The 20,577-nt window shown below is 69.0% G+C and carries 21 protein-coding genes and 1 pseudogene; 12 read left to right on the top strand and 10 right to left on the bottom strand.

The features are described from left to right. Positions 1-150 precede the first annotated feature (150 nt). The 3 genes from VF536_RS19645 to VF536_RS19635 are packed head-to-tail and all read left to right on the top strand — an operon-like array spanning position 151 to position 1,711. Entirely contained in the window at positions 151-537 is a 387-nt protein-coding gene (locus VF536_RS19645; RefSeq protein ID WP_331616561.1) for an AtuA-related protein, read from the top strand. Continuing rightward, the gene (locus tag VF536_RS19640; protein WP_331616560.1) at positions 534-1,559 is read left to right on the top strand and encodes a tripartite tricarboxylate transporter substrate binding protein; all 1,026 of its coding nucleotides are present in this window, start codon (positions 534-536) and stop codon (positions 1,557-1,559) included. Before VF536_RS19645 ends, VF536_RS19640 begins: the two co-directional genes overlap by 4 nt. Then, the gene (locus tag VF536_RS19635; RefSeq protein WP_331616559.1) at positions 1,556-1,711 is read left to right on the top strand and encodes a hypothetical protein; all 156 of its coding nucleotides are present in this window, start codon (positions 1,556-1,558) and stop codon (positions 1,709-1,711) included. The genes VF536_RS19640 and VF536_RS19635 overlap by 4 nt, the downstream gene beginning before the upstream one ends. Before the next feature lie 300 nt (positions 1,712-2,011). Here VF536_RS19635 and VF536_RS19630 read toward each other — a convergent pair whose 3' ends face one another. The 4 genes from VF536_RS19630 to VF536_RS19615 all read right to left on the bottom strand — a co-directional run bounded on the left by VF536_RS19630 (position 2,012) and on the right by VF536_RS19615 (position 4,914). Beyond that, positions 2,012-2,461 carry a hypothetical protein gene (locus tag VF536_RS19630; RefSeq protein ID WP_331616558.1) on the bottom strand — a complete coding sequence of 150 codons (450 nt, stop codon included), beginning with the start codon at positions 2,459-2,461 and terminating at the stop codon, positions 2,012-2,014. Between the two features lie 321 nt (positions 2,462-2,782). Then, positions 2,783-2,974 carry a 4-oxalocrotonate tautomerase gene (locus tag VF536_RS19625; RefSeq protein WP_088404427.1) on the bottom strand — a complete coding sequence of 64 codons (192 nt, stop codon included), beginning with the start codon at positions 2,972-2,974 and terminating at the stop codon, positions 2,783-2,785. A gap of 26 nt (positions 2,975-3,000) precedes the next feature. Then, positions 3,001-3,765: a class II aldolase/adducin family protein gene (locus VF536_RS19620; protein ID WP_331616557.1), complete on the bottom strand. Its 765-nt coding sequence runs from the start codon at positions 3,763-3,765 to the stop codon at positions 3,001-3,003. 330 nt (positions 3,766-4,095) lie between these two features. After that, positions 4,096-4,914: a hypothetical protein gene (locus tag VF536_RS19615; protein ID WP_331616556.1), complete on the bottom strand. Its 819-nt coding sequence runs from the start codon at positions 4,912-4,914 to the stop codon at positions 4,096-4,098. Between the two features lie 100 nt (positions 4,915-5,014). On the opposite strand from VF536_RS19615, the gene VF536_RS19610 reads away from it, so the two are divergent. Further along, positions 5,015-5,386: a VOC family protein gene (locus tag VF536_RS19610; RefSeq protein WP_331616555.1), complete on the top strand. Its 372-nt coding sequence runs from the start codon at positions 5,015-5,017 to the stop codon at positions 5,384-5,386. Between the two features lie 19 nt (positions 5,387-5,405). Here VF536_RS19610 and VF536_RS19605 read toward each other — a convergent pair whose 3' ends face one another. Both VF536_RS19605 and VF536_RS19600 read right to left on the bottom strand, forming a co-directional pair. Next, positions 5,406-6,161 carry an SDR family oxidoreductase gene (locus VF536_RS19605; RefSeq protein WP_331616554.1) on the bottom strand — a complete coding sequence of 252 codons (756 nt, stop codon included), beginning with the start codon at positions 6,159-6,161 and terminating at the stop codon, positions 5,406-5,408. 241 nt (positions 6,162-6,402) lie between these two features. Further along, complete coding sequence (locus VF536_RS19600) at positions 6,403-7,269, bottom strand: amidohydrolase family protein (protein WP_331616553.1); 867 nt, start codon at positions 7,267-7,269, stop codon at positions 6,403-6,405. A gap of 57 nt (positions 7,270-7,326) precedes the next feature. Between VF536_RS19600 and VF536_RS19595 the strand changes: the two genes are divergently transcribed. Both VF536_RS19595 and VF536_RS19590 read left to right on the top strand, forming a co-directional pair. Then, complete coding sequence (locus VF536_RS19595) at positions 7,327-8,076, top strand: GntR family transcriptional regulator (RefSeq protein ID WP_331616552.1); 750 nt, start codon at positions 7,327-7,329, stop codon at positions 8,074-8,076. Between the two features lie 23 nt (positions 8,077-8,099). After that, positions 8,100-9,077 (top strand): tripartite tricarboxylate transporter substrate binding protein, encoded by a 978-nt coding sequence (locus tag VF536_RS19590; protein WP_331616550.1) that lies wholly within the window; start codon positions 8,100-8,102, stop codon positions 9,075-9,077. Between the two features lie 107 nt (positions 9,078-9,184). Here VF536_RS19590 and VF536_RS19585 read toward each other — a convergent pair whose 3' ends face one another. Beyond that, a complete protein-coding gene (locus VF536_RS19585; protein ID WP_414710415.1) occupies positions 9,185-10,228 on the bottom strand; it encodes an SDR family oxidoreductase in 1,044 nt (347 codons plus the stop codon). A gap of 105 nt (positions 10,229-10,333) precedes the next feature. On the opposite strand from VF536_RS19585, the gene VF536_RS19580 reads away from it, so the two are divergent. Beyond that, positions 10,334-11,320: an AraC family transcriptional regulator gene (locus VF536_RS19580; RefSeq protein WP_414710414.1), complete on the top strand. Its 987-nt coding sequence runs from the start codon at positions 10,334-10,336 to the stop codon at positions 11,318-11,320. Beyond that, positions 11,317-12,051 (top strand): hypothetical protein, encoded by a 735-nt coding sequence (locus VF536_RS19575; protein ID WP_331616548.1) that lies wholly within the window; start codon positions 11,317-11,319, stop codon positions 12,049-12,051. Before VF536_RS19580 ends, VF536_RS19575 begins: the two co-directional genes overlap by 4 nt. A gap of 43 nt (positions 12,052-12,094) precedes the next feature. Here the strand turns inward: VF536_RS19575 and VF536_RS19570 are convergent, their stop codons facing one another. The 3 genes from VF536_RS19570 to VF536_RS19560 form a co-directional block, all read right to left on the bottom strand. Continuing rightward, on the bottom strand, positions 12,095-12,907 hold the full coding sequence (locus tag VF536_RS19570; protein WP_331616547.1) for a carbonic anhydrase family protein: 813 nt from the start codon (positions 12,905-12,907) through the stop codon (positions 12,095-12,097). Positions 12,908-13,020: 113 nt separating this feature from the next. Further along, positions 13,021-16,275: a hypothetical protein gene (locus tag VF536_RS19565; RefSeq protein WP_331616546.1), complete on the bottom strand. Its 3,255-nt coding sequence runs from the start codon at positions 16,273-16,275 to the stop codon at positions 13,021-13,023. Then, positions 16,272-17,459: an NAD(P)/FAD-dependent oxidoreductase gene (locus VF536_RS19560; RefSeq protein WP_331616545.1), complete on the bottom strand. Its 1,188-nt coding sequence runs from the start codon at positions 17,457-17,459 to the stop codon at positions 16,272-16,274. Before VF536_RS19560 ends, VF536_RS19565 begins: the two co-directional genes overlap by 4 nt. Positions 17,460-17,474: 15 nt before the next feature. Here VF536_RS19560 and VF536_RS19555 point away from each other — a divergent pair, with 15 nt between their 5' ends. The 4 genes and pseudogenes from VF536_RS19555 to VF536_RS19540 all read left to right on the top strand — a co-directional run. Further along, a complete protein-coding gene (locus VF536_RS19555; RefSeq protein ID WP_331616544.1) occupies positions 17,475-18,266 on the top strand; it encodes a TetR/AcrR family transcriptional regulator in 792 nt (263 codons plus the stop codon). Positions 18,267-18,521: 255 nt separating this feature from the next. Next, the gene (locus VF536_RS19550) at positions 18,522-20,060 is read left to right on the top strand and encodes a DUF4331 domain-containing protein (protein ID WP_331616543.1); all 1,539 of its coding nucleotides are present in this window, start codon (positions 18,522-18,524) and stop codon (positions 20,058-20,060) included. A gap of 14 nt (positions 20,061-20,074) precedes the next feature. Beyond that, positions 20,075-20,374 carry a hypothetical protein gene (locus VF536_RS19545; protein WP_331616542.1) on the top strand — a complete coding sequence of 100 codons (300 nt, stop codon included), beginning with the start codon at positions 20,075-20,077 and terminating at the stop codon, positions 20,372-20,374. Next, positions 20,371-20,577, top strand: a pseudogene (locus VF536_RS19540) (hypothetical protein); the annotation flags it as partial. The gene VF536_RS19545 and the pseudogene VF536_RS19540, both read left to right, overlap by 4 nt.

The raw sequence follows: 20,577 nt of genomic DNA, 5'->3' as shown, positions 1-20,577 counted from the left end.
GGGCGCGGAGCGGCTGACGCGCGAGGTCACGGCGCTGTACACCTGCGGCCCGGCGGGGGGCGGCGGCGTGAGGACGAACGTCCGTCCACGGCTGGGCCTGCGGTCCTGCCTGTTCCCGCGAGAGCTCGCGACCGCGACGGTGACGCTGCCATGAACCGCCGCGTCGAACTCCGCCTGGCCGCCCACGGCCGCACCGGCGACAAGGGCAATCGCTCCAACATCAGCGTGATCGCCTGGGACCCGGCGCTGTATCCGCTGCTGGTCGATCAGCTCACCGAAGAGGCCGTGGCCCGCCAGTTCGCTGCCCGCGGTCCGACCCGCGTGACGCGCCATCTGCTGCCGCGTCTGCACGCGATGAACTTCGTGCTGGACGACGTCCTCGACGGCGGCGTCAACGATGCGCTGAACCTCGACAGCCACGGCAAGGCCTTGTCCTTCGTCGTGCTGGCGATGCCCCTGGAGGTACCGGAGCATCTGCTGCCGCTGCTCCGGCGACCGATCCCCGATCACAACGACACGATGGAGACGACCCGATGACCTTCCCGAAGCCGATCCGCCGCCGACAGGCCTTGTTGTCCGCTGCAAGCGTCGTGGGCGCCGCGAGCGCCGCCGCCTTCGCCCTGTCAGCGCCGGGTCAAGCTCTGGCCCAGGCGCCTGGCGCGGCCGCGTATCCGAGCCGGCCCATCACCTTCCTGGTCCCGTTCGCCGCGGCGAGCGCGACGGACCAGCTGGCACGGGCCTTGGGTCAGGCGATCACGGAGCAGACCAAGCTGCCGGTCGTCGTCGACAACAAGGCCGGAGCGAGCGGCATGCTTGCTGCGCAGCAAGGTGCGCGCGCCGCGCCGGACGGCTACACGGTGCTGATCACGACGAACACGACGCAGGCCGCCAATCCGCACCTGTACCGCAAGCTGCCCTACGACCCGGTGAAGGACTTCGCGCCGGTGACCGGGCTGGGCAAGGGCGGCCAGGTGATGGTGGTGAAGGCGGATGGCCCCTACAAGTCCGTGGCGGACGTGATCGCGCGTGCGAAGCGCGAGCCGGGCAAGGTGAGCTTCGGCAGCGGCAGCGCGTCGAGCCGTGTGGCGGGCGAGCAGTTCCAGCAGCTGTCCCACACTCAGTTGCTGCACGTGCCGTACAAGAGCAACCCGCCAGCGCTGACCGACCTCATCGGTGGACAGGTCGATTTCATGATCACCGACACGGCGACTGGCCTGCCGCAGATCAAGGCGGGGAAGGTGAGGGCGCTGGGATTCTCGATGACGAAGCGTTCGCCGCTGCTGCCCGAGGTGCCGACGATCGACGAGGCCGGCGTCAAGGGCTACGACATGAGCTACTGGTTCGCGGCCTACGTGCCGGCGGGCACGCCCGCGACGGTGGTGCAGCGGCTGCGCGAGCTGCTGACGGCAGCGCTGCGCAGCGTGCCGGCGAAGACCTTCTTCGAAGGCGCCGGCGTGGACGCCTGGGCCAGCACGCCGGACGAGCTGCGCCTGTTCCAGGAGGCCGAGACCCGCAAGTGGGGGCAGATCATCAAGGCGGCGGGCATCGAGCCGGAGTGAGGTGCGCCAAACGTCACCACGTCCGGACCGAAGCTCAGGCGGAACTCGACCGCCAGCGCCGGCAGCGACTTGACGTCGAGGCGGCCGAACTGCGGGCCAAGCCCGCGGACGTGGACGCCCAGCGCGCGACGCTCGGGCAGGAGAGCCTGTGACGCAGGCCAAGCTGATCACCATCAGGCTACCTCGGCCGGTGGCGCTGTAGGCGATGGGCACGCATTCAGAGGGTGCCTTGGCCAGGGTCGCTGAGCCGGCTCAGCTCGGGGACGACTACTGGGGGCAACCGATGCCGGAGCGCGGCCGGCTGGATCTCGTGTGTCGCACCGCCGAGCCGCGCAAGAGCTGGACGCGGCGCGAGCTGGAGAACTTCGGGCGGGCGTACTTCGCTGAGCCCTATCGTGACGCGGTGCAGGTGCAGGACTTCGTTCGGGGCGCTTCGGGATTGATCGCTAAGACTAGTGCTTGACGTGCATGAATGGCCGAAAGCGGTCGTCCAAGCCATTCAGTTGATCGTTGAACCAGCTCTTCAATCTCGCTACCTCGTCCCGTTCTTGTTGGCGTTCATCGTCCGTCGCATAGACCTTGCCCGCTGTCAGTGTGGTCAGCTGTTGGAGCTTGAGCCCATTTTCGTAGAGGTCCTTCCGCAGAAACCTGCCCATGGCTTTGTCGAAAAGCCACTCCGCCCCTTCGGTAGCCACCAAAAACGAGCGGAGCATTTCATCGCTGATGCTGCCCCGGATGACGGGTTCGGCCACAAAGTGCTTCGTGCCCTTGTAGACAGACCATCGCCGGTCGAACATTGACAGCCGATGCGCTTGGCGCGCCGTGGCCCATTGGCGCAACGTGATGAGGGCCGCGACGGCAGCGATGAGAGGAGTGCTCCACGCCAGGGCGTAGTCGCTCAATGACTCGTCCCTTTTCGGCGGAAGCAACTGAACGGTGATCGCCTGCGAAGACGGTTGAGACGAACCCCTCGCCGCGCTCGAAGGCGCTGGCAAAGGCAGCGCAGGCGTTGAGGTCGCTGATGCAGGAGCGCTCGCTGTCGAGGCTGCTGCCCCCGTTGCTGTCGGAGCTGGCAAACTGGGCATCAGTCGACCTTCCATTTCTCAACTGCCATCTTGAGGCGCGTGGCCGTGACGCTCGTGCCAAGACTTGTCCACGCTTGTCCGTGGCTGTCCCGAGTTGTCGTCAGATGACGGTGATACATTGCCGCGTCGCGCACGTTTTCACTTCCCCTTCTCACTCCACAGCACGCCGCCGGTCGCCCAGTCCTGGCGCTTGATGTCGAAGAACACGACATCGACGCCGTCGGCGCTGCCGCCGAGCACGCGCACGCAGGCCTCGGTGAGTTCCTTGGCCAGGTCGGCCTTCTGTTGCGGGGTCCGGCCTTCGAAGAGTTCGACGCGGAGGGTGGGCATGAGGTGCTCCTTGGAGTGATGGGAATTCAGTTGCGGAAGCCCGGCGAGAGCCGGTCCACACGACGCAGCAGCGCCGGCCATTCGGCGTCGCCGTCGCGTTCGGTGCCGTCGCCGATCCATTGACGGTGGGTGAGGGCGGCGAGTTCATCGCTGACCTGCAGCACGCGGCCGCCGGTCGCGGCCGATGCGGCCATCGCGCGCAGCTGCGCTTGTGCGGCGCGCTCGAGGATGTGCATCAGCAGATAGGCCTCGGCGACGGAACGGCCGACGGTCAGCGTGCCGTGGTTCTCGAGGATCAGCCCGTCGAGCGTGCCGAGCTTGGCGACCAGACGGGCCTGTTCATCGGCGCCCAGCGCCAGGCCTTCGTAGGTATGGCGGCCGAGCCGGCCGTGCAGGCGCATCGCCCATTGCGAAGTCGGCTGCAGACCTCCGGGGAGCATCGACAGCGCGACGCCCCAGGGCGCGTGCAGGTGGATCACGCATTCGACATCGGGCCTGGCGGCATGCACCGCGCCGTGGATCGCGAAGCCGCTGGGATTCACGCGCCGGCCGGTGCCGTCGACGACGCGCCCGCGCACGTCGACCTTCACCAGGCTGGAGGCGCAGACCTCGTCGAACCCGAGGCCGAATTCATTCATCAGATAGACCCCGGGCTCGCCCGGAACGGCCGCGGAGAGGTGTGTGTAGATCGTGTCGTCCCAGCCCGCCAGCGCGGCCAGGCGATAGGCGGCGGCGAGGTCGATGCGCACGTCGGTTTCGGTGCGTGCTTGAGGAAAAACGGGGTCGTTCATTGTTTCGCGGCGAAGAGATGCTTGCTCTTAAACGCGCCAAGAAAGAAACCGACGCCGGCACCGACCAGGACGAAGACGACCCCGGCTGCCCGTAGAAGAGGATGGCTGTCCGTTTGAAACCGGGTCATCGGCGCGCATGTCGAAGGATGGGAATGCGGCGGAGTCTATTCGACGCAAGACCAAGCGCTATTCATCCGCGACACTCGCCCCGAAACGGAGCTCGATGCAGTCGTGCCTCTTCCCAGTGAACAAGACAAGTTGCTGGCACCGGACCCTCCCGCGGGAGACGCCCTCTCCGGTCGAATCACGCGTTCGCCGTGACGCGGTGGCTCAGGTCCCCGGCACGCACACCATCGCGATGCTCGCCCACACCCCGAAGCTGAAATACGGCGTCAGCCACAGCGCATCAGCCTTCCACGCCACCCAGCTTCCGCTGTGCACGCGGCGGCTCCAGGCGTCGCGCGCGCCTTCGTCCAGGCGCATGTAGACCAGCCCGCGCGCGCGGCCCTCGCGGTAGCGGCGGCAATACATCGGCACGTCGACGCTGAGCACGTAGGCGACGAAACCCGTCGAGCCCACGATGCCGACCAGCGCCACCGCGTGGACCCAGCCGCTGCTGTTCAGCGCGATCACGCCGAGCAGGATCGCCATCCAGCTGAAACCCGCTGCCCAGAGCGAGGACTCGACCGCCTGGGTGATGTGGTTCAGCGTCAGCACGCTGTGCCAGCAGAAGCACTGCGCGATCACCATGAACAGCGGGATCGCCCACGCCGCCTTCTGGACGGCCGGCATGCCGGCGTGCGCGGCCAGCTGGTGGACCAGCAGCCCGAGCTGGAACGCGAAGCAGATCTCCGCGATCGTGGCCGCGGTGCGGCCCAGGAAGATGCTGGAGAGGTGGGTGTCCACGACCACCAGCCGCTCGAGGTCCACCCGGGGGAACAGCGAGCGGTAGGCGCAGACCAGCACGTAGACGCCGGACAGCGCCAGCTGCAGCGGCGCGTAGACGCCGCTGGCCGGCGCGAACTGCAGCACCGCCAGCCACAGGCAGACGTTCAGCGCGGCGATCGCGCGCAGGGCGCGCCACCAGGACAGCACGCCGGGATCCACACCGGCGACGCCTATCGGAGATTCATGACGGATTGATGACATGTCGCCGCGAGGGTAACCCTGAGTCGCCCGTCCAGGGAATGGCCCGGAAGGCTCATCCGGAGGATCGCGCGATGATGGACCGTCCCCTTCAGGAGAGTCCATGTTCGACCACGTCAAATTCGGCGTCCGCGACTATGCCGCGAGCAAGGCGTTCTATCTGCAGGCCCTCGAACCGCTCGGCGTGACGATCGGCGGGGAGGGCGTGCCGTCCTACGGCATCGAGATCTGCGGCAGCAACGACGCCTCGCTGTGCCTGTTCGAGACCGGTGAACGCACCGCGCCGCTCCACATCGCCTTCGTCGCTCGGACGCGCGCGCAGGTCGACGCGTTCCACCGCGCCGCGCTGGCGGCCGGCGGCACGGACAACGGCCCGCCCGGGCTCCGCCCGAAGTACCACGCGAACTACTACGCGGCCTTCGTCATCGACCCGGACGGGCACAACATCGAGGCGGTCTGCCACGCGCCGGGCTGACCTTGCCTCAGCCCACGCTTCAGCCCGGATTCATCGCCGCGAAGAGCGTCTCGTACCTGCCGTCCCGCTCTGCCCATCGGCGCGGGAGATCGCGGTCGAGCAGCACCTCGCCGCGCGGCGTGCGTCCTTCTTCCAGCAGCTGCAGGACCTCGGCGACGTAGTCGGTCAAAGGCATCGCGCGCGGATCGCTCGCCTGCTGCGCACCGGTGAGCGTCGTCTGCACGTACGGCGGCGAGAGTTCCAGCACTTCGATCGGCGCGTGGCGCATCTGATGCCTCAGCGACTGCAGCCACGAGTGCAGGAAGGCCTTGCTCGCGCAGTAGGTCGGGAAGTCCGCGCGCGGCACGAAGGCCAGCGCCGAGCTCGTCGCGAGGAAAGCTGCGTCCGCCTTGCCCTTGAGCAGCGGCAGCACCGCGGCCGCGACGCGCACCACGCCGAGGATGTTGGTCTGCACGATGGCCTCGGCGTCGTCCGCGGTCCAGTCGTCGCAGGTCATGTCCTCGGTGCGGGAAATGCCGGCGTTGGCGATCACGACGTTGAGATCGGGGAACTGCGCCTGCAGCGTCGACTTCAGTCGCGCGAGAGATGCCGGATCGTCGACATCGAGTGCCAGGCCGACGAGGCCGGGTCGCGCGGCGCTCATCTCGTCGAGCAGCTCTTGCCGTCGGCCGGTGACGATGACGCGATTGCCGCGGTCATGCAGCGCCTCGGCCAGCGCGCGGCCGATGCCGCCGGTGCCGCCCGTCACGAGGAGGGTGTTGCCGGTGAGTTTCATGGAAAGTCCTTCTGGAGGAATGAGTTGCTGTGAAGCCGCAAACCAGACCGGCAGAAGGACGCCCGGGCGTGAGAGAGCCCGGGCAGGCGATACCAGCGGTCATCGAAAACGGCGTCGTGATTCATCGAGAACTGCCCCGCTGGGCTCCTCTCGACAAAGGACGCGTTGGATGACGGTAACGCCTACGGCAGCGCGCAAGGCACTGCGGGGCAAAGTGTAGCGGACGACGATGTCGACGCGCTCAGAATCCGTAGAGGCTCAGCGCGTTGTCGGTGAGCACGACCTCGGTCATCGTGTCCGAGGCCAGCCACTGCGCGAGCCACGCCGGCGAGACGGACGTGGTCTGCGCCGGCTCATGCGCCGTGCACGGCCAGTCGCTGCCCCACACCAGGCGCATCGGACCCACGCGATCGAGCCAGCGGGCGGCGAGGTCTTCGGCGCCGCATCCTGCGGCCAGACGATAGGGCGCGCTCAGCTTCACGTAGAGGCGGTCGTGCTGCCCCGCCACCAAGCCACTGACTTCGCTTGGCACCGCCGGTTTGCCGAAGTGGTCCACGACGACCGTCAGCGATTCAGGGAGCTGGCGCAGCACCTCCGCGAGACGCCCGTGGTCCGTGTGGATCTGCAGGTGCCAGGACAGCGCTTCCAGCTGATCGAACAGCGGATGGAGTTCCTCGCCGATCCGGTGGTCCGTGCCGACCAGGTTGAGGCGGATGCCGCAGACGCCCAGTGCGTCCATCCGGCGAAGATCGCTCACCGCGAAATCGGCCCCGATGACGGCCACGCCCCGCAGCTGCGCGGGCCGGTTCGCGAGCACCTGCAGCAGGTGGCTGTTGTCCGTGCCGAGGAAGCTCGGCTGCACCAGCACGCCGTGAGAGATGCCGTGCGGCGCGACCGCCGCTTCCCAGGATTCGATGGGCGCCGCGTACGCCGGCACGTAGCGCGAGCCGGGCGCGCCGGCGGTCGTCAGCGCAAACGCGTGGAAGTGCGTATCGACGATGCCCGTGAGGGGCGCCGCAGTGAGCTCGCGCCGCCCTGCGGGGTCGGCGGTCTGGCTGCCGGCGTGCGGCTCGGTGGGCTTGACGGCGGGGAGGGGCGTCGGCATCATGGCGTGAATTCTAGTCCTATAGAGGACTATAGGAAAACAGCTTTGGGAACTTCCAGCATGGCCAGCGCCTCAGGGCCCGCGGACGCGGGGCTCGCCTCGACCGCCGGTGTCAGCCGTTATGCGCAGTTGGCGCAGGACCTCCGCCAGCGCATCGTCGGCGGGGAATGGTCCGCCGGCGCCGCCATTCCGTCGGAGACCGACCTGGCGCAGCGCTTCGGCGTGGCGCTCGGCACGGTCCGGCAGGCCGTCGCCATGCTGGCGGCGGAGGGCATCGTCCAGCGCGTGCACGGCAAGGGCACCTTCGTCACGCAAGGGCTGAACGGCCCGTCGCTGCTGCGCTTCTTCCGCTTCCGCGGCCCGGCGGACGGGCCGCCCACGGCGCAGGTCCGGCGCTGCCAGACCGTGCGCCTGCGCGCGGCGGAGGCCCAGGCGCTCGGCCAGCAGAGCGGCGACGGCGCGCTGCGCGTCAAGCGGGTGCGGCTGCTCGACGGCAAGCCGGTGCTCGCCGAGGACATCCTGCTGCCCATGGAGCGCTTCGCCGCGTTGCGCGAACTCGCGCCGAGCGACTGGGAGGACCTGCTCTATCCGATGCTGGCGCGCCTGTGCGGCGTGACGGTCGCGCGCGCCGCCGATGAGCTGACCTTCGGCCATCTGGACGCCGCGACCGCGGCCCTGCTGGACCTGCCCGAGGGCGCGCCCGGGATCCGCGTCGACCGCAAGGCCTTCGACCTCGGCGGCCAGTGCATCGAGCTGCGCACCACCTGGGGCGACGCCACCGCTTTCCACTACAGCGCCGAGACGCGCTGATCTTCCTTCCCTGGAGACCCACGATGATCCAACGACGCCATGCCGTGCTGACGGCGCTGGCCCTGGCCGCCCTGACCAGCTTCTCCGGCGCCGCCTCGGCGCAAGCCTGGCCGACCAAGCCGGTGACCTTCATGGTGAGCTACCCGCCCGGCGGCGGCGCGGACCTGATCGCGCGGCTGATCGCGCCCAAGGTGGGCGAGGCGCTCGGCCAGACCGTCATCATCGAGAACCGCCCGGGCGGCAGCGGCCAGATCGCCGCCGGCGCCGTGTCGCGCGCGCCGGCCGACGGCTACACGCTGCTGTTCGACGCGTCCTCGTACGCGGTCACGCCGACGCTGTTCCCCAACTCGCCCTACAAGCACGGCAAGGCCTTCAAGACGGTCGCGGTGACGGCGCTGTTCCCCAACGTCGTGCTGGTGAACGCGCAGTTCCCGGCGAAGAACGCCGCCGAGCTGATCGCCGCGGCCAAGGCGAAGACGGACGCGGTGGCGTTCGCCTCGTCGGGCAACGGCTCGGCGCAGCACATCGCCGGCGTGCTGTTCGAGCAGGCCGCGAAGGTCGAGATGATGCACGTGCCCTACAAGGGCGGCGGTCCCGCGCTGACCGACGTCATCGGCGGCCAGGTGCCGGTGTTCTTCGGCAACGTCGCTTCGACGCTGCAGTACGTGAAGCAGGGCAAGCTGCGTCCGCTGGCGGTCAGCGGGAAGAAGCGCTCCGTCGCGCTGCCGGATGTGCCGACCGGCGCGGAGGCCGGTCTGCCCGGCTTCGAGATGTACGAGTGGAACGGGCTGTTCGCGCCGGCGGACACGCCGGCGCCGGTCATCGAGCGTCTGTCCAAGGCCGTCCGGCAGGCGCTGGCCTCGCCCGAGGTCAAGGCGCGGATCGCGGAGCTCGGCGGCGACGCCTTCCACGGCGGCGTGAAAGAGTCCGAGAAGTTCGTCGATGCCGAGCTCAAGCGCATGGCGACGCTGATCAAGGAACGCAGCATCACCGTCGAGTAAACGCGACTCCGCCTTGGGCGCCCCGCGTCGTTGCAAATCCTCGCCATAGCGCTGCCATGGCTCCGGTTTGCGCCTAGCGGTGCCTCCCAAACCGGAGCCGCGTAGGGTCAGTCGCGCAGCATCTTCAATCGGACGAGGCTTTCTGCGGTCGCGACGATCGCTTCCTCGTTCGAACGCGGCCGCCAGCCGAGCAGGCGTCGGGCCTTGTTGCCGGAGGCGTTCAGGTTGCGGCCGAGCAGCGAGGCGACGCTGCGACCCGCGGGCGTGCCGCGCCCGACCAGCTTCACGAACCAGTTCGGCAGCACGCGTGTCTTCACGCGGTGCGCGGCGGCGCCCAACTGACGCTTGAGCACCTTGGCGATGTCGACCATCCACAGGCTGTCGCCGGCGGTGGCGAGGAAACGCTCGCCGTTGGCGGCCGGATTCGTCATCGCGCGCAAGTGCAGATCGGCGACGTCGCGGACGTCGACGACGCAGGTGTTGATCTTCGGGCAGCCGGGCTGGCCGTCCATCATCCGCTTGATGATGCCGATGGAATGGGAGGTGTCGGGCCCCAGTGCCGGTCCGAACACCGCCACCGGATTGATCGCGGACAACTCGAGCCCGCGGCCCTCCTTCGCGATGAAGTCCCACGCGGCGCGCTCCGCGAGGGTCTTGGACTTCTGGTACGGCCAGACCTCGCCGGACTTGCCTGACAGGTCGCTCCAGTCGGTCTCGTCGAAGGGACGCGACATCGGACCGTGACCGGCACTGATCGCGCCGAAGGCGGAGGTCAGTACCACCCGTTTCACGCCGGCATCCCGCGCCGCGCGCAGCACGCGCAGGTTGCCGTCCACCGCGGGGCGGATCCAGTCGTCCTCGGTGGTCTGCGCACCCGACGGCGTCGGCGAGGCGCCGTGCAGCACGTAGCGGCATCCCGCCGCGGCCTGGGCCCAGCCGGCGTCGGCCGACAGGTCGGCGACGACGAAGGACAGGCGATCGCCGGGCTCGGCGCCGCCCACGCGCAGATGGGTGAGGACCTCCGCCTCGCGCTTCGCGGTGCGCAGCGTGGTGCGCACGCGATAGCCGGCCGCGAGCAGCGCCAGGATGCAGTGCTGCGCGATGAAGCCGGTGCCGCCGGTCACCAGGACCAGGTCGTTCGAGTTGCTCATGTCTTTCATGCTCTTTCTGTCGTCCACGGGATGCGGCCTCGGCGAAGTTCCCGTTTCGGCGAAGCAGCGTGAGCGGAACGATAGAAGGCGGGACTCGAACTGTGAATGCTTGAGCGTACGCATCACATGCGCGATAGTTCGGAAATGCAGGCCGACCCGTTTTCCGACATCCTCAAGTTCGCGCGCGCCGCGTCGCTGGTCACCGGCGGCTTCCAGGCCGGCGGCGCGTGGGCGATCCGCTTCCCGGCGCCGGACAAGATCAAGTTCTTCGCCGTCGTGAAGGGGCAGTGCTGGGTGCGCATCGACGGCGAACCCGAGGCGGTCCTGTTCGAGACCGGCGACGTGGGACTGCTGGCGGCGAAGCGGGCGTCGGTGCTGGCCAGCGCGCCGGACCTCGAGCCGGTGGACGCGATGGGGCTCTTCTCCGGCGCGGGCCGCTCCACGGCCACGCTGGGAGACGGCAAGGACTTCGCGCACCTCGGGGGTCATGTCTTGCTCGACCCGGCCAGCGGTCGGCTGCTCGAGGGCGTCCTGCCGCCGTGGATCCACATCCGGGCGGCCTCGCCGCGGGCGGCGGTGTTCCGCTGGGTGCTGAACCAGCTCGTCGAGGAGCGGGCCGACCCGCTGCCCGGCACGCAGCTGGTGTCGGAGCAGCTGTCGCAGCTGCTGTTCATCCAGATCCTGCGCGCGCACCTGGAGTCCTCCGGCCCGATGCCGGCCGGCTGGCTGCGCGCGCTGGCGGACCCGCGCATCGCGCCGGCGCTGCGACTGATGCACGGCGAGCCGGCGCGCAGCTGGCATCTGGAGGAGCTGGCGAGCGCCTGCGCGATGTCGCGCACCACCTTCGCCGTGCGCTTCAAGGAGGCCGCGGGCGTCGCGCCGCTGAGCTATCTCTCGGACTGGCGGATGCGCCTCGCGGAGCGTGCGCTGCGGGAGGAAGACACGCCGGTGGCGGTGCTGGCGCGCTCGCTCGGGTACACGTCCGAGAGCGCCTTCAGCCATGCTTTCAAACGCGCCACGGGAAAATCGCCGAAGACGTGGCGGAACGCCGTGTCGGACGAACTGTCGCAGACGCAAGGAGCTCCTGGATGACCAACTCTCCCGACATCCTTTCCAACACCTTTCCTGACACCCCTCAGCGCCGGCTGCTCCTGGACTTCGTCGCCGACGAAGCCGACGCGCTTCAACGCGGCGAGCAGGGCGGGTTCTGGCCGGACAACCACCACCTGATCTCGCCCCTGATCGGCAAGGCGGGGAAGTTCCTCGATGAGGACGAACACGTCGCGTTCTTCCATCACCTGCTCCGGCTGGACCACTGCCCGCCGGTGAAAACGGAGGAGGACTTCGCGCTGCTGCTCCGTGCCTATGACGGCCTGGGAGACCTCATGTCGCGCGGTTATCCCGTCTGCAGCCTACCGTTCCACCTGGCGGTCTTCCTCTTCGGCGGGGACGCGCTCGCGCGCCTGCCGGCCGAGCCGGAACCGACCTTGGCCAGCTTCCAATCGGGGGTGAGCTTCCTGCGGTATGCGCGTTCGTTCGCCCACATGCCCGGGATCATGTCCAAGCGCCAGAAGTTCATCGACCTCAGCGCCGATCGGGCGCTCGTGGCCCGGGTCCGCAAGACGCTGCTGCATGGCCACCAGCAACTGCTGGACGGACTCGGTCGGCTGTGGCTGTGGGCCTTCGTGTTCCTCGTGCTGCAGGTCGAGGAAGAGGCGCAGCCGGTCATCCGCAAGATCCGCGAAGACGCTGCGGCGGCCGGCGATGTCAAGCGGGTGGAGACGCTCGAACGGTTCATCGCCGCCGCGGGGCTGGCGCGGTGATCGAGACTGGAGCGGCGCGCGCCTTGTCGCGCCGCTTCAGGCTTCAGTAGTGCGTGGTCTGATCGCGATAGACGGTGCGGCCGTTCAGGGGCTGGACCGCGCGCGAGTTGCCCGCCGCCTCATACAGCGCGCGGAAATGGCGGATCTGCGACGTCGACATGATGACGGGTTCTTCCAGCAGCACCCAGGACACGTTCTCCGGGAAGACATCGGTGCTGAGCTGGTCCGCCACCGAACCGGCCGGGTTGTTGCACCCCACGGCGGACGGCGCGGTCAACGAGCCGTCGTAACGCCACGAATGCGTGCCGTGCGGCAGCACGTTGGCCAGATGGAAACCGGGGATGGTCAGCGGCGCCGCGTTCGAATCCTCCGGCAGCGCGTGCCTGAAGATCTTCTGCAGCTCATGGTGTTCGGCGCCGGCCTTGACCAGCGCGCCAATCACCAGCAGGGCGTCGTTGTCGCCCAGGCAGGCGCCACGCTTGACGTGGACGAAGTGGATCTCCATCGGCGCGGCCTTGCCATTCAGCTTGTGCTCCGACGGCGTATGGAAATGGAACTGCGCCAGGTCGTAGATCGTGCCGTTGACGCTGATCGAGGAGCCCGCCGGCACGTTGACGCGCAGCGTGGCGAACTCTTCAGGAACGAAGGGATTCGCGGTGGGATTGAAGGTGTTGACCACCGACACCGTGGCGGTCTGGTACGCGCGGGTGATCTTCGGCAGCGGCGCACCGACGGTCGTGGCCGTGTGGATGTCGATCGGGCTTTGCCGACCTTCGGCGTGTGCCAGGGGCAGGGCGGCGGACAGCGCGAGGACCAGCGAGGTGGTGGCGAAGAGGGAGGGGCGGAAATGGGGCAAGGGCGGCTCCGGTCAGGTGAGGTGAAAACCCGCCGGGTTATGGCCGCGAAGGTCGGAAGCGGTGAGGCGCGACGCGCAAACTGATTCCGACATGCGAACTTGGTTGCCTTCCCTTACGGATGCGGCGATACCTCGCTCGGAACACGCACGAGATCTGCCGCATCGGAGACCCACTGATCCGGATCTCCGCGATACGTCTCCAGCCGCCGACGCGCCTCGGACGTCCAGCCCCCTTTCGCGGCCAGTTCACACAACAGCCCCAAACCAATGACGCGAAGGGCTGCAGACGCCTCAGCGCCCAGCGTTCCCTCCAGCGTGGCAAGGTCCGGCACGCTTCGGCCAAGCGCCCACTGCGCCATCGAAGTGACCGCGTTGGTGACGACGCCCGGGTGCAGCAAGCTCTTGACCTGCAAGCGACGAAGCAGCTCCAGGCCGCGATCCGGTGCCAGGACGGTCAGCGCCAGCTGGACGGCCTGACCCACGTGCCAGCGTCGGTCGATCAGTGCGTTCACAAGCGGGGCTGCGGAGTGGGTCAGTTCCGTTGTGCCATCGCGCCGGAGATGGCGGTAGGCAGCGACGATGGCCGCGAGCGAATGCGGCCGGTTCACAGCGGCGAAATCAGCAGCCAACGCCTGGCCGGCAGTCCGACCGTACGTTGCGAGCAGGACCTGCGCGACGAGTTGAACGGGCGCGGGGTCGACGTCGTCAAGCAGCCTGACCAGGGCATCACGCAAGGACGGCGCCCCGCTCGCCGGCGGCATCTGGACGAGACGCTCGAGGGTCTCCTTGCGGATGAGCGCGTCGGCATGTTGCAACAGCAGGGCCATGTGCTGGCCCCAGGCATGCTGGCCTTCGGGCGTCAATCCGAGCTGGGGCACGCGAATCGTGGAACGTGCCAGCGCCGGAGGGCCGTCGAGCGCCGCAGCGCGAAGGCGCAGCCAGGTCTCGGGCCGGTCAAGGAAGTTCCACCACGCGCGCAGCAGCGCGATCCGCACGTCCGGGTGCAGTGACTCGTCCTCGTCGAAAGTTGCCAGGAACTTGTAGGCCTCGTCGCTGTGCAGGTCGCCGACAAGCCGCACGATTTCCTTGGCCACAGTGACCTTGTTCCGCGGCACCTGGCCGATCAGCCGGAGGGCCTGCGCAGCCGGCATCGCGACCACCGATTGCCGCAGGGCGTAGATCGCGACGCGGGCGCGCGCGTCGTCGAGCGCGGAGACCAGCGTGGGCACGCCGCGTCCGGCATCTGCGCGCCCGAGGGCTTCCAGCGCCTTGTCGCGCAGGGCCGCATCCGGGAAGTCCAGGCGCGCCATCCGGATGACCGGATCCAAAGCGAGCGACGGCATGGCGACGTAGCGTTGGAGAGCGCCATAGAGTTCCCAGGCGTTCCGCCTGGAACTGGTCAGGATCGCGAGCAGCGAGTCGCCATAGCGCTGCTGCTGGGCCGCGGTCCAACGCTCGAAGCCGCTGTCGAAAAGCGGCAGGAAGGCCGCCTGGGCTGAGGAGAAGCGGCCGCTGAACTGGCGAGCGGTCAAGAACGGTGTCAGCAGGTCTTGACGCCTCCTGTGCAGGTACTGCGCCACGGTACCGACCGTGATCCAGCCGGGCTCTCGATCAAGCAAAGGCGGGATCCATTCGTCCATTCGCTTCGGAGGCCCGATGTGCGTCAGGGCCTCGAGCGCCGATCGGGCGTCATGGGCCAGGCCGTCCCGGGCCTGCGCGAACAGGAGATCGGTGAAGGCCTCGACCGCCCGCGCCCGGCGACCGAACGCAAGAATCATCCGGACGGCGACGTTCCCCTGGTTGCGCCGGACCCAGGTCCCGAGCATCGGCATCAGCGGAGACGCAATCCGCCGCATCTCCCGATCGCTCATGCGCGATTCCCAGTGGGCTGCGCCGATCCGGCCGATGCCTCCCAGGCGCTCGACCAGGCGGGGCAGGGTGTTCGCGACGAAGTCGGGGTGGGTGACGATGACCCCCATCAGCCACTGCACCGCCGCCGACATCGTCATGGACGAGCAGTCACGCGCGCGAAGCGCCGCGTCGATCAGCGCAGTGAAGCGGGGCAGATGTCCGGCCTCCCAGCGCGAGACCGGCAAGGCCGCGAGTGCCGTGAACATCGCGAGGCGTACCGGATCCTGCTCGTTGTCACGCGCCATGCAGAAGTCGAGCACGGCGTCCAGGCTCGCGGATTCGTAGCGGGCGGTATGGACCACCGAAGCGACCGCCTGCGCGCGCAGTTCGCCATCGGGCTGCGACAGGAACGGCCGCGCCAGTTGCGATGCCTCTGCGAACGGCAGACAGCCGAGATAGGCGACGCGCGTCATCGGCTCGGTCTCGAGGAGGCGTGCCGAGAAGGCACGGCGTGCTTCGGCCCACCGCGTCTCCTGTGGCAAGGCGCGCACCAGCACGATGGGCAGGGCTCCGCTGGTCGCTCGCCAGGCTTCACCGGCGAGGTCGTAGAGCGCCGCGCGCTGTGCCGGGGTCAGCCGAGGGAATACGGCCTGCAGGTTCGGCTGCGCGTCCGCCACGTGCAGCGCGCACAAGGTCTCGGGCGCCAGCCCTTTCAGCACATGGACCGACAAACCGACACGCGCCGTGCCCGCGCGATCCAGCAGGATGCCGGCTACGGCGCGCGGGAAGTGCGCGGCGTAGCGGCCCATGGGGAGCGTCGCGATCGGCATCCGGCCGGCGGCGGCCGCGAGCAGCGTCAGTCCGGCGTCGCGATCCTGGCGCAGCAGGCCATGCAGGGCTGCCACGACTCTCAGGCGGAGTACGTAGGAGACCGGCTCCGCTTCCTCGAGTTCGCGAACCAGCGCATCCCGGACTAGCCCCGGCAGCCGCTGGGCCAGCGTCGCCCACCGCGACGGGTCGAGTGAGGCGAGTTCGTCCGTGCCGAGTCTGGCCGCGATGAAGGCGTCACTGGTCCAGGGCAGGAGACGCGAACGGTCCGCCTGCGACAGCCGGGCGTGGACCGCATCGTTGACGTGTGCCCGACCCGCCTTCCAGAGCCGCCAGGCCAGGGTCTGGCGACAGAGCGGCGCCAGTTCGGGCATCCGCTCGGTCAACACATCGTCAGGAACCATCCGGGCAGCGAGTCGCGCGGCGCGCAGGGCCAGGGGTTGGGAAGGATCGCCCAGGAGGCTGGCCACGACGCTTGCCATCCGCGACCCCGACGCCGCCATCAGGGCCAGCATCCGCTCGTAGTGGACCTCCGAGCCGGCCAATGTCTGCAGCGCTTGCGCCAGTCCACGGCTCTGGGTCGACTGCCGGCCAAACGCCATCATCCGGGGGAATCGCTGATCGTGGCTGAGGGCGCCGACTTCGTCGACGATGTCCTTCGCAGTGGGCGCGGTCCAGGGGAGCTTCATGGTGATGGTGGGGTGGGCAGGACAGGGATCGTAGGATACGGTGCGGTGTTCGCGGTCAGACCCTGTGCCTGGTCGAGGAACCTCACCAGGCTGTGCGGCGCCTCCTCGCCGAGGCACGCGTCGAGCACCTCGGCGGATCCCGTCGCCGCCTCGGCGCTGCGAGGGAAGAGCGTCTGCTCATAGACTGCGAGCGCGGCCTCCAGATCCTCGGGATGCGCCGCGATCGCTTCGCCGAGCTCGGCGCCGTCGACCATCGCGAGATTCGCGCCGTCGCCCGCCGGGGCCATCAGATGCGCCGCGTCGCCGAGCAGCGTCACGCCGGGGACGCGATCCCATCGATGGTCCGACGGCAGGGCATGCAGCGGGCGCAACACGGGATCCGTCTCGCCATCGGTGATGAGCGCGGTGAGCGCCGGCGCCCAGCCTTCGAACTCGGAAGCCACGAGTTGCAGCGCGGCGGCTGGTGTGGCGGCCTCGATCCCGCTCACCCACGCCATCGGCTTGCGCACCGCGACATAGGTGTGCAGCACGCCGTCCGGCTCTCGGTGCGCAAAGATGCCTTTGCCCGGCGCCATCGCGAAGAAGGCACCGCCGCCGACGGCGTCGGCGTTCGCGGGGTGGCGGACATCCGCATCGGGCAGGTAGGTCTCCACGAAGGTGGTGCCGATGTATGCCGGCTTCGCGTCGGAGAGCAGCGGGCGGACTTTCGACCAGGCGCCATCGGCGCCGACGAGCAGATCCGTCGTCACGCTCGACCCGTCGGTGAAGCTCAGGACGTGCCGACCTGCGCCGAGCGCGGCGACCGACGCCAGCTTGCGGCCCCATTGCACCGTGCCCTCAGGCAGTGCGTCCAGCAACAGGCGGCGGAGTTCTCCGCGGCGCACTTCGGGCCTTCCGCCGTGGCCGTCGTCGGGGTGGTCGAGCAGCACCTTGCCGCTGCTGTCGAGCACGCGGGAGGCCTGGCCGCCGGGATGGATGAGCCGGACGAACGCGTCGTGCAGGCGCGCCGCCTTCAATGCGACCTGGCCGCTGTCATCGTGGATGTCGAGCATGCCGCCTTGCGTGCGCGCGGTGGGCGAAGACTCCGCCTCGTAGACGGTCGAGGCGATGCCGTGGACATGGAGTACCCGGGCGAGCATCAGCCCGCCGAGGCCGGCGCCGACGATGGCGATCGTGCGTGTCATGGTGAATCCTTCAAGGTGGTGACATCGCCCGGACGGGAAGAAGGGTCGATGCATGGAATGACGTTCCATGATGATGGAGCGCCGTTCCAGTTGTGTCAAGATCGGGGCATGGTCAAGAAGACAAGTCCGCCCCAGCGGCGGGAGGATTCGCTTTCGCGGGATCGCATCGTCGAGACGGCGATCGCGCTGCTCGACAGCGCCGGGGAGGGCGGGCTCACGTTCCGAGCGCTGTCGGAGCGGCTCGCGACCGGGCCGGGCGCGATCTACTGGCACGTCGCGAACAAGGGCGACCTGCTCGTCGCTGCGTGCGACGCGGTGATCGCCGGCGTGATGGCCGCGCACGTGGACGCGCATGCCGACGCGCAGACGCCGGAGGAGACGATCCGCGCGCTCGCGCTCGGCATGTTCGATGCGATGGACGAGCATCCCTGGATCGGCTCGGCGCTGTTCCAATCGGCCGGCGCGCTGCCCACAGTGCGCCTGTTCGAGTGCATCGGACAGCAGGTGCGGGCGCTCGGCGCGCCGGCGGCGGGGCAGTGGTCCGCGACCTCGGCGCTGCTGCACTACATCCTCGGCGTCGGCGGACAGAACGCCGCGAACCGGCTCTCCGCGCAGACGCGCGAGCTCGACCGGGAGGACTTCCTGGGCGAGGTGGCCGACGCATGGTCCGCGCTCGACGAACGCGACTACCCGTTCACGCGCTCGGTCGCGAACCAGCTGCGGGATCACGACGACCGCGGCGACTTCCTCGCGGGGATCGATCTGATCCTGGGTGGGATCAAAGGGGCGAGGGCGCGAAGGCGCTAGCTCGCGCGCCGCGCGTACGCAAGGGCGCGGACTTTGGATTCATCGGATTCCTGCCCCGGCTGTCCCTTGCAACGCTGACACCGGATCGGGCATGCGGGGCGCGCCCTTGCCATAGCGGTTGCAGCGGTGGACCTCCAACCCGCGACACGGTCGAGACAGACGCATCCAACGCGCTGCCGGCCGCGTAAAGGGACTCGGGCGGCACCTCCGCGCCCGCCTCCACCACATCGTTCCCTCCACAACGAGGAGCACTCCATGACCCGATTCCCGTTCGCCCCTTCGGCGACGACCCTGCGCGCCGGGCTGTTCGCCGCGAGCGCGCTGTGCGCCGGCCTGGCCTTCGCCTCCAGCCATCGCGAGGCGCCGTTCATCACCACCGTGCCCAAGGCGGATGCGACCGACTTCTACATGTTCATGAGCTACGAGGCCGGCCGCACCGACTACGTCACCCTCATCGCCAACTACCTGCCGCTGCAGGATCCGTACGGCGGCCCCAACTACTTCTCGCTGGACCCGAACGCGCTCTACGAGATCCACGTCGACAACAACGGCGACGCCAAGGAAGACATCACCTTCCAGTTCCGCTTCAAGAACACGCTCAAGGCCACCGCGCTGACCATCGGCGACAAGAGCGTGCCCATCCCGCTGATCCAGTCCGGCCCCGTGTCCGACGTGAAGGCCGCGTCGCTCAACCTCAACGAGAGCTACACCGTGGACATCGTGCGCGGCGACCGCCGCTCCGGCACGCGCGCCGCGATCAGCAACCCCGGCGGCGGCACCTCCTTCGACAAGCCCGTCGACAACATCGGCAAGAAGACCATCGCCGATTACGCGGCCTATGCGGCCAAGCACATCTACACGGTCAACATCCCCGGCTGCAACCAGCCGGCCAAGGTCTTCGTCGGCCAGCGCAAGGACCCGTTCGCGGTGAACCTGGGCACGATCTTCGATCTCGTGAACGCGCCGGTCGGGCTGATCACCGATCCGGCCCAGATCAACGCCGCGCCCAACACGCTGGAGGGGAAGAACGTCACCACGCTCGCGCTCGAGGTGCACAAGAGCTGCCTGGTCTCCGGCACCGAGCCCGTGATCGGCGGCTGGACCTCCGCCAGCATGCGCCAGGCCCGCATCCTCGATCCCGCACCCAAGGCCGGCCACCAGACCGCCGACAAGGCCGGCGGCGCCTGGGTCCAGGTCTCGCGCCTGGGCATGCCGCTGGTCAACGAGGTCGTCATCGGCCTGCCCGACAAGGACCGCTTCAACAGCTCCAAGCCCAAGGACGATGCGCAGTTCGCCGCCTACGTCACCAACCCGACGCTGCCGGCGCTGCTGGCCACGGTGCTCAACCTGCCGGGCTCCGCGCCGACCAACCTGCCGCGCAATGACCTGGTCACCACCTTCCTCACCGGCATCAAGGGCGTGAACCAGCCGGCCAACGTGGTCGCGTCGGAAGAACTGCGCCTGAACACGTCCATCGCGGCCGTGCCCTTCGCGCAGCAGAACCGGCTGGGCATCGTCGGCAACCTGCTGGCCAAGGGCAGCGACAACGCCGGTTATCCGAACGGCCGTCGACCCAAGGACGACGTCGTCGACATCTCGCTGGTGGCGGTGATGGGCGGCCTGTGCGTGGCCAACGGCGACACCGACGCGCTGGCCTTCGGCGCGGCGTGCAAGCCGTCCGCGGTGCCGCTGGGCGCCACGGCCTTCAAGCTGCATGACGCGGTCGACCAGGCCGTCGTGCCGCTGCTGCCCGGCTTCCCCTACCTGTACACGCCCATCGGCGGTACGCAATGAACGAGGAGCCCATCATGAGTGAATCCTCTTCGAGGGCCGTGCGCCTCAGTCGTCCGGCGTTCGCGTTGACCGCGATCGGCGCCGCCGTGATCCTGGCGGGCTGCTTCGGCGGCGGCGGAGACGACGGCGGCAGCGTCCCTGGCGATGCGACGCCGGCATCGGTGCCCGACAGCGCGCTCGGCTCCTCCACGGCCTACACGCAGTTCACGCTGACGACGGCGCAGTCGAGCAGCGAGACCGCGGAGCCGCTGACGGCCGGCAACGTGACGACGCCGCCCGCCAGCGAGACCGACGAACCGGTGCCGGTGACTTGAAGGCCGCGCGAGCCCTCGCGCTCGCGTGCCTCGCCAGTGTCGCGTCCGTCGCGTCGGCGACGCCCTTCACGCCTCGTCAGGACGACGAGGTCGTGGAGCGCTTGCCGCTGCGCGCCGGATCGGCGGGCGAGCGCGCGCGTCAGCGCGCCGAGCAACGCGTGCTGGCGCAGCAGCCGCGCGATCTCGGACTGGCGCTGCGCGCC

It is taken from the genome of Roseateles sp. (assembly GCF_036486225.1).
Taxonomy (GTDB): domain Bacteria; phylum Pseudomonadota; class Gammaproteobacteria; order Burkholderiales; family Burkholderiaceae_C; genus Roseateles.
Note: the sequence above shows the minus strand (reverse complement) of the source record. Positions and strands in the feature narration are given on the sequence as shown.

What these genes read in the sequence shown, in the direction of transcription:
- VF536_RS19625 (WP_088404427.1), bottom strand. Translation starts at nt 2,974, where the DNA reads ATGCCCACCCTCCGCGTCGAACTCTTCGAAGGCCGGACCCCGCAACAG.
- VF536_RS19645 (WP_331616561.1), top strand. Translation starts at nt 151, where the DNA reads ATGAACCGCCGCGTCGAACTCCGCCTGGCCGCCCACGGCCGCACCGGC.
- VF536_RS19565 (WP_331616546.1), bottom strand. Translation starts at nt 16,275, where the DNA reads ATGAAGCTCCCCTGGACCGCGCCCACTGCGAAGGACATCGTCGACGAA.
- VF536_RS19620 (WP_331616557.1), bottom strand. Translation starts at nt 3,765, where the DNA reads ATGAACGACCCCGTTTTTCCTCAAGCACGCACCGAAACCGACGTGCGC.
- VF536_RS19550 (WP_331616543.1), top strand. Translation starts at nt 18,522, where the DNA reads ATGACCCGATTCCCGTTCGCCCCTTCGGCGACGACCCTGCGCGCCGGG.
- VF536_RS19575 (WP_331616548.1), top strand. Translation starts at nt 11,317, where the DNA reads ATGACCAACTCTCCCGACATCCTTTCCAACACCTTTCCTGACACCCCT.
- VF536_RS19585 (WP_414710415.1), bottom strand. Translation starts at nt 10,228, where the DNA reads ATGAGCAACTCGAACGACCTGGTCCTGGTGACCGGCGGCACCGGCTTC.
- VF536_RS19590 (WP_331616550.1), top strand. Translation starts at nt 8,100, where the DNA reads ATGATCCAACGACGCCATGCCGTGCTGACGGCGCTGGCCCTGGCCGCC.
- VF536_RS19545 (WP_331616542.1), top strand. Translation starts at nt 20,075, where the DNA reads ATGAGTGAATCCTCTTCGAGGGCCGTGCGCCTCAGTCGTCCGGCGTTC.
- VF536_RS19640 (WP_331616560.1), top strand. Translation starts at nt 534, where the DNA reads ATGACCTTCCCGAAGCCGATCCGCCGCCGACAGGCCTTGTTGTCCGCT.
- VF536_RS19580 (WP_414710414.1), top strand. Translation starts at nt 10,334, where the DNA reads ATGCTTGAGCGTACGCATCACATGCGCGATAGTTCGGAAATGCAGGCC.
- VF536_RS19595 (WP_331616552.1), top strand. Translation starts at nt 7,327, where the DNA reads ATGGCCAGCGCCTCAGGGCCCGCGGACGCGGGGCTCGCCTCGACCGCC.
- VF536_RS19615 (WP_331616556.1), bottom strand. Translation starts at nt 4,914, where the DNA reads ATGTCATCAATCCGTCATGAATCTCCGATAGGCGTCGCCGGTGTGGAT.
- VF536_RS19560 (WP_331616545.1), bottom strand. Translation starts at nt 17,459, where the DNA reads ATGACACGCACGATCGCCATCGTCGGCGCCGGCCTCGGCGGGCTGATG.
- VF536_RS19600 (WP_331616553.1), bottom strand. Translation starts at nt 7,269, where the DNA reads ATGATGCCGACGCCCCTCCCCGCCGTCAAGCCCACCGAGCCGCACGCC.
- VF536_RS19610 (WP_331616555.1), top strand. Translation starts at nt 5,015, where the DNA reads ATGTTCGACCACGTCAAATTCGGCGTCCGCGACTATGCCGCGAGCAAG.
- VF536_RS19605 (WP_331616554.1), bottom strand. Translation starts at nt 6,161, where the DNA reads ATGAAACTCACCGGCAACACCCTCCTCGTGACGGGCGGCACCGGCGGC.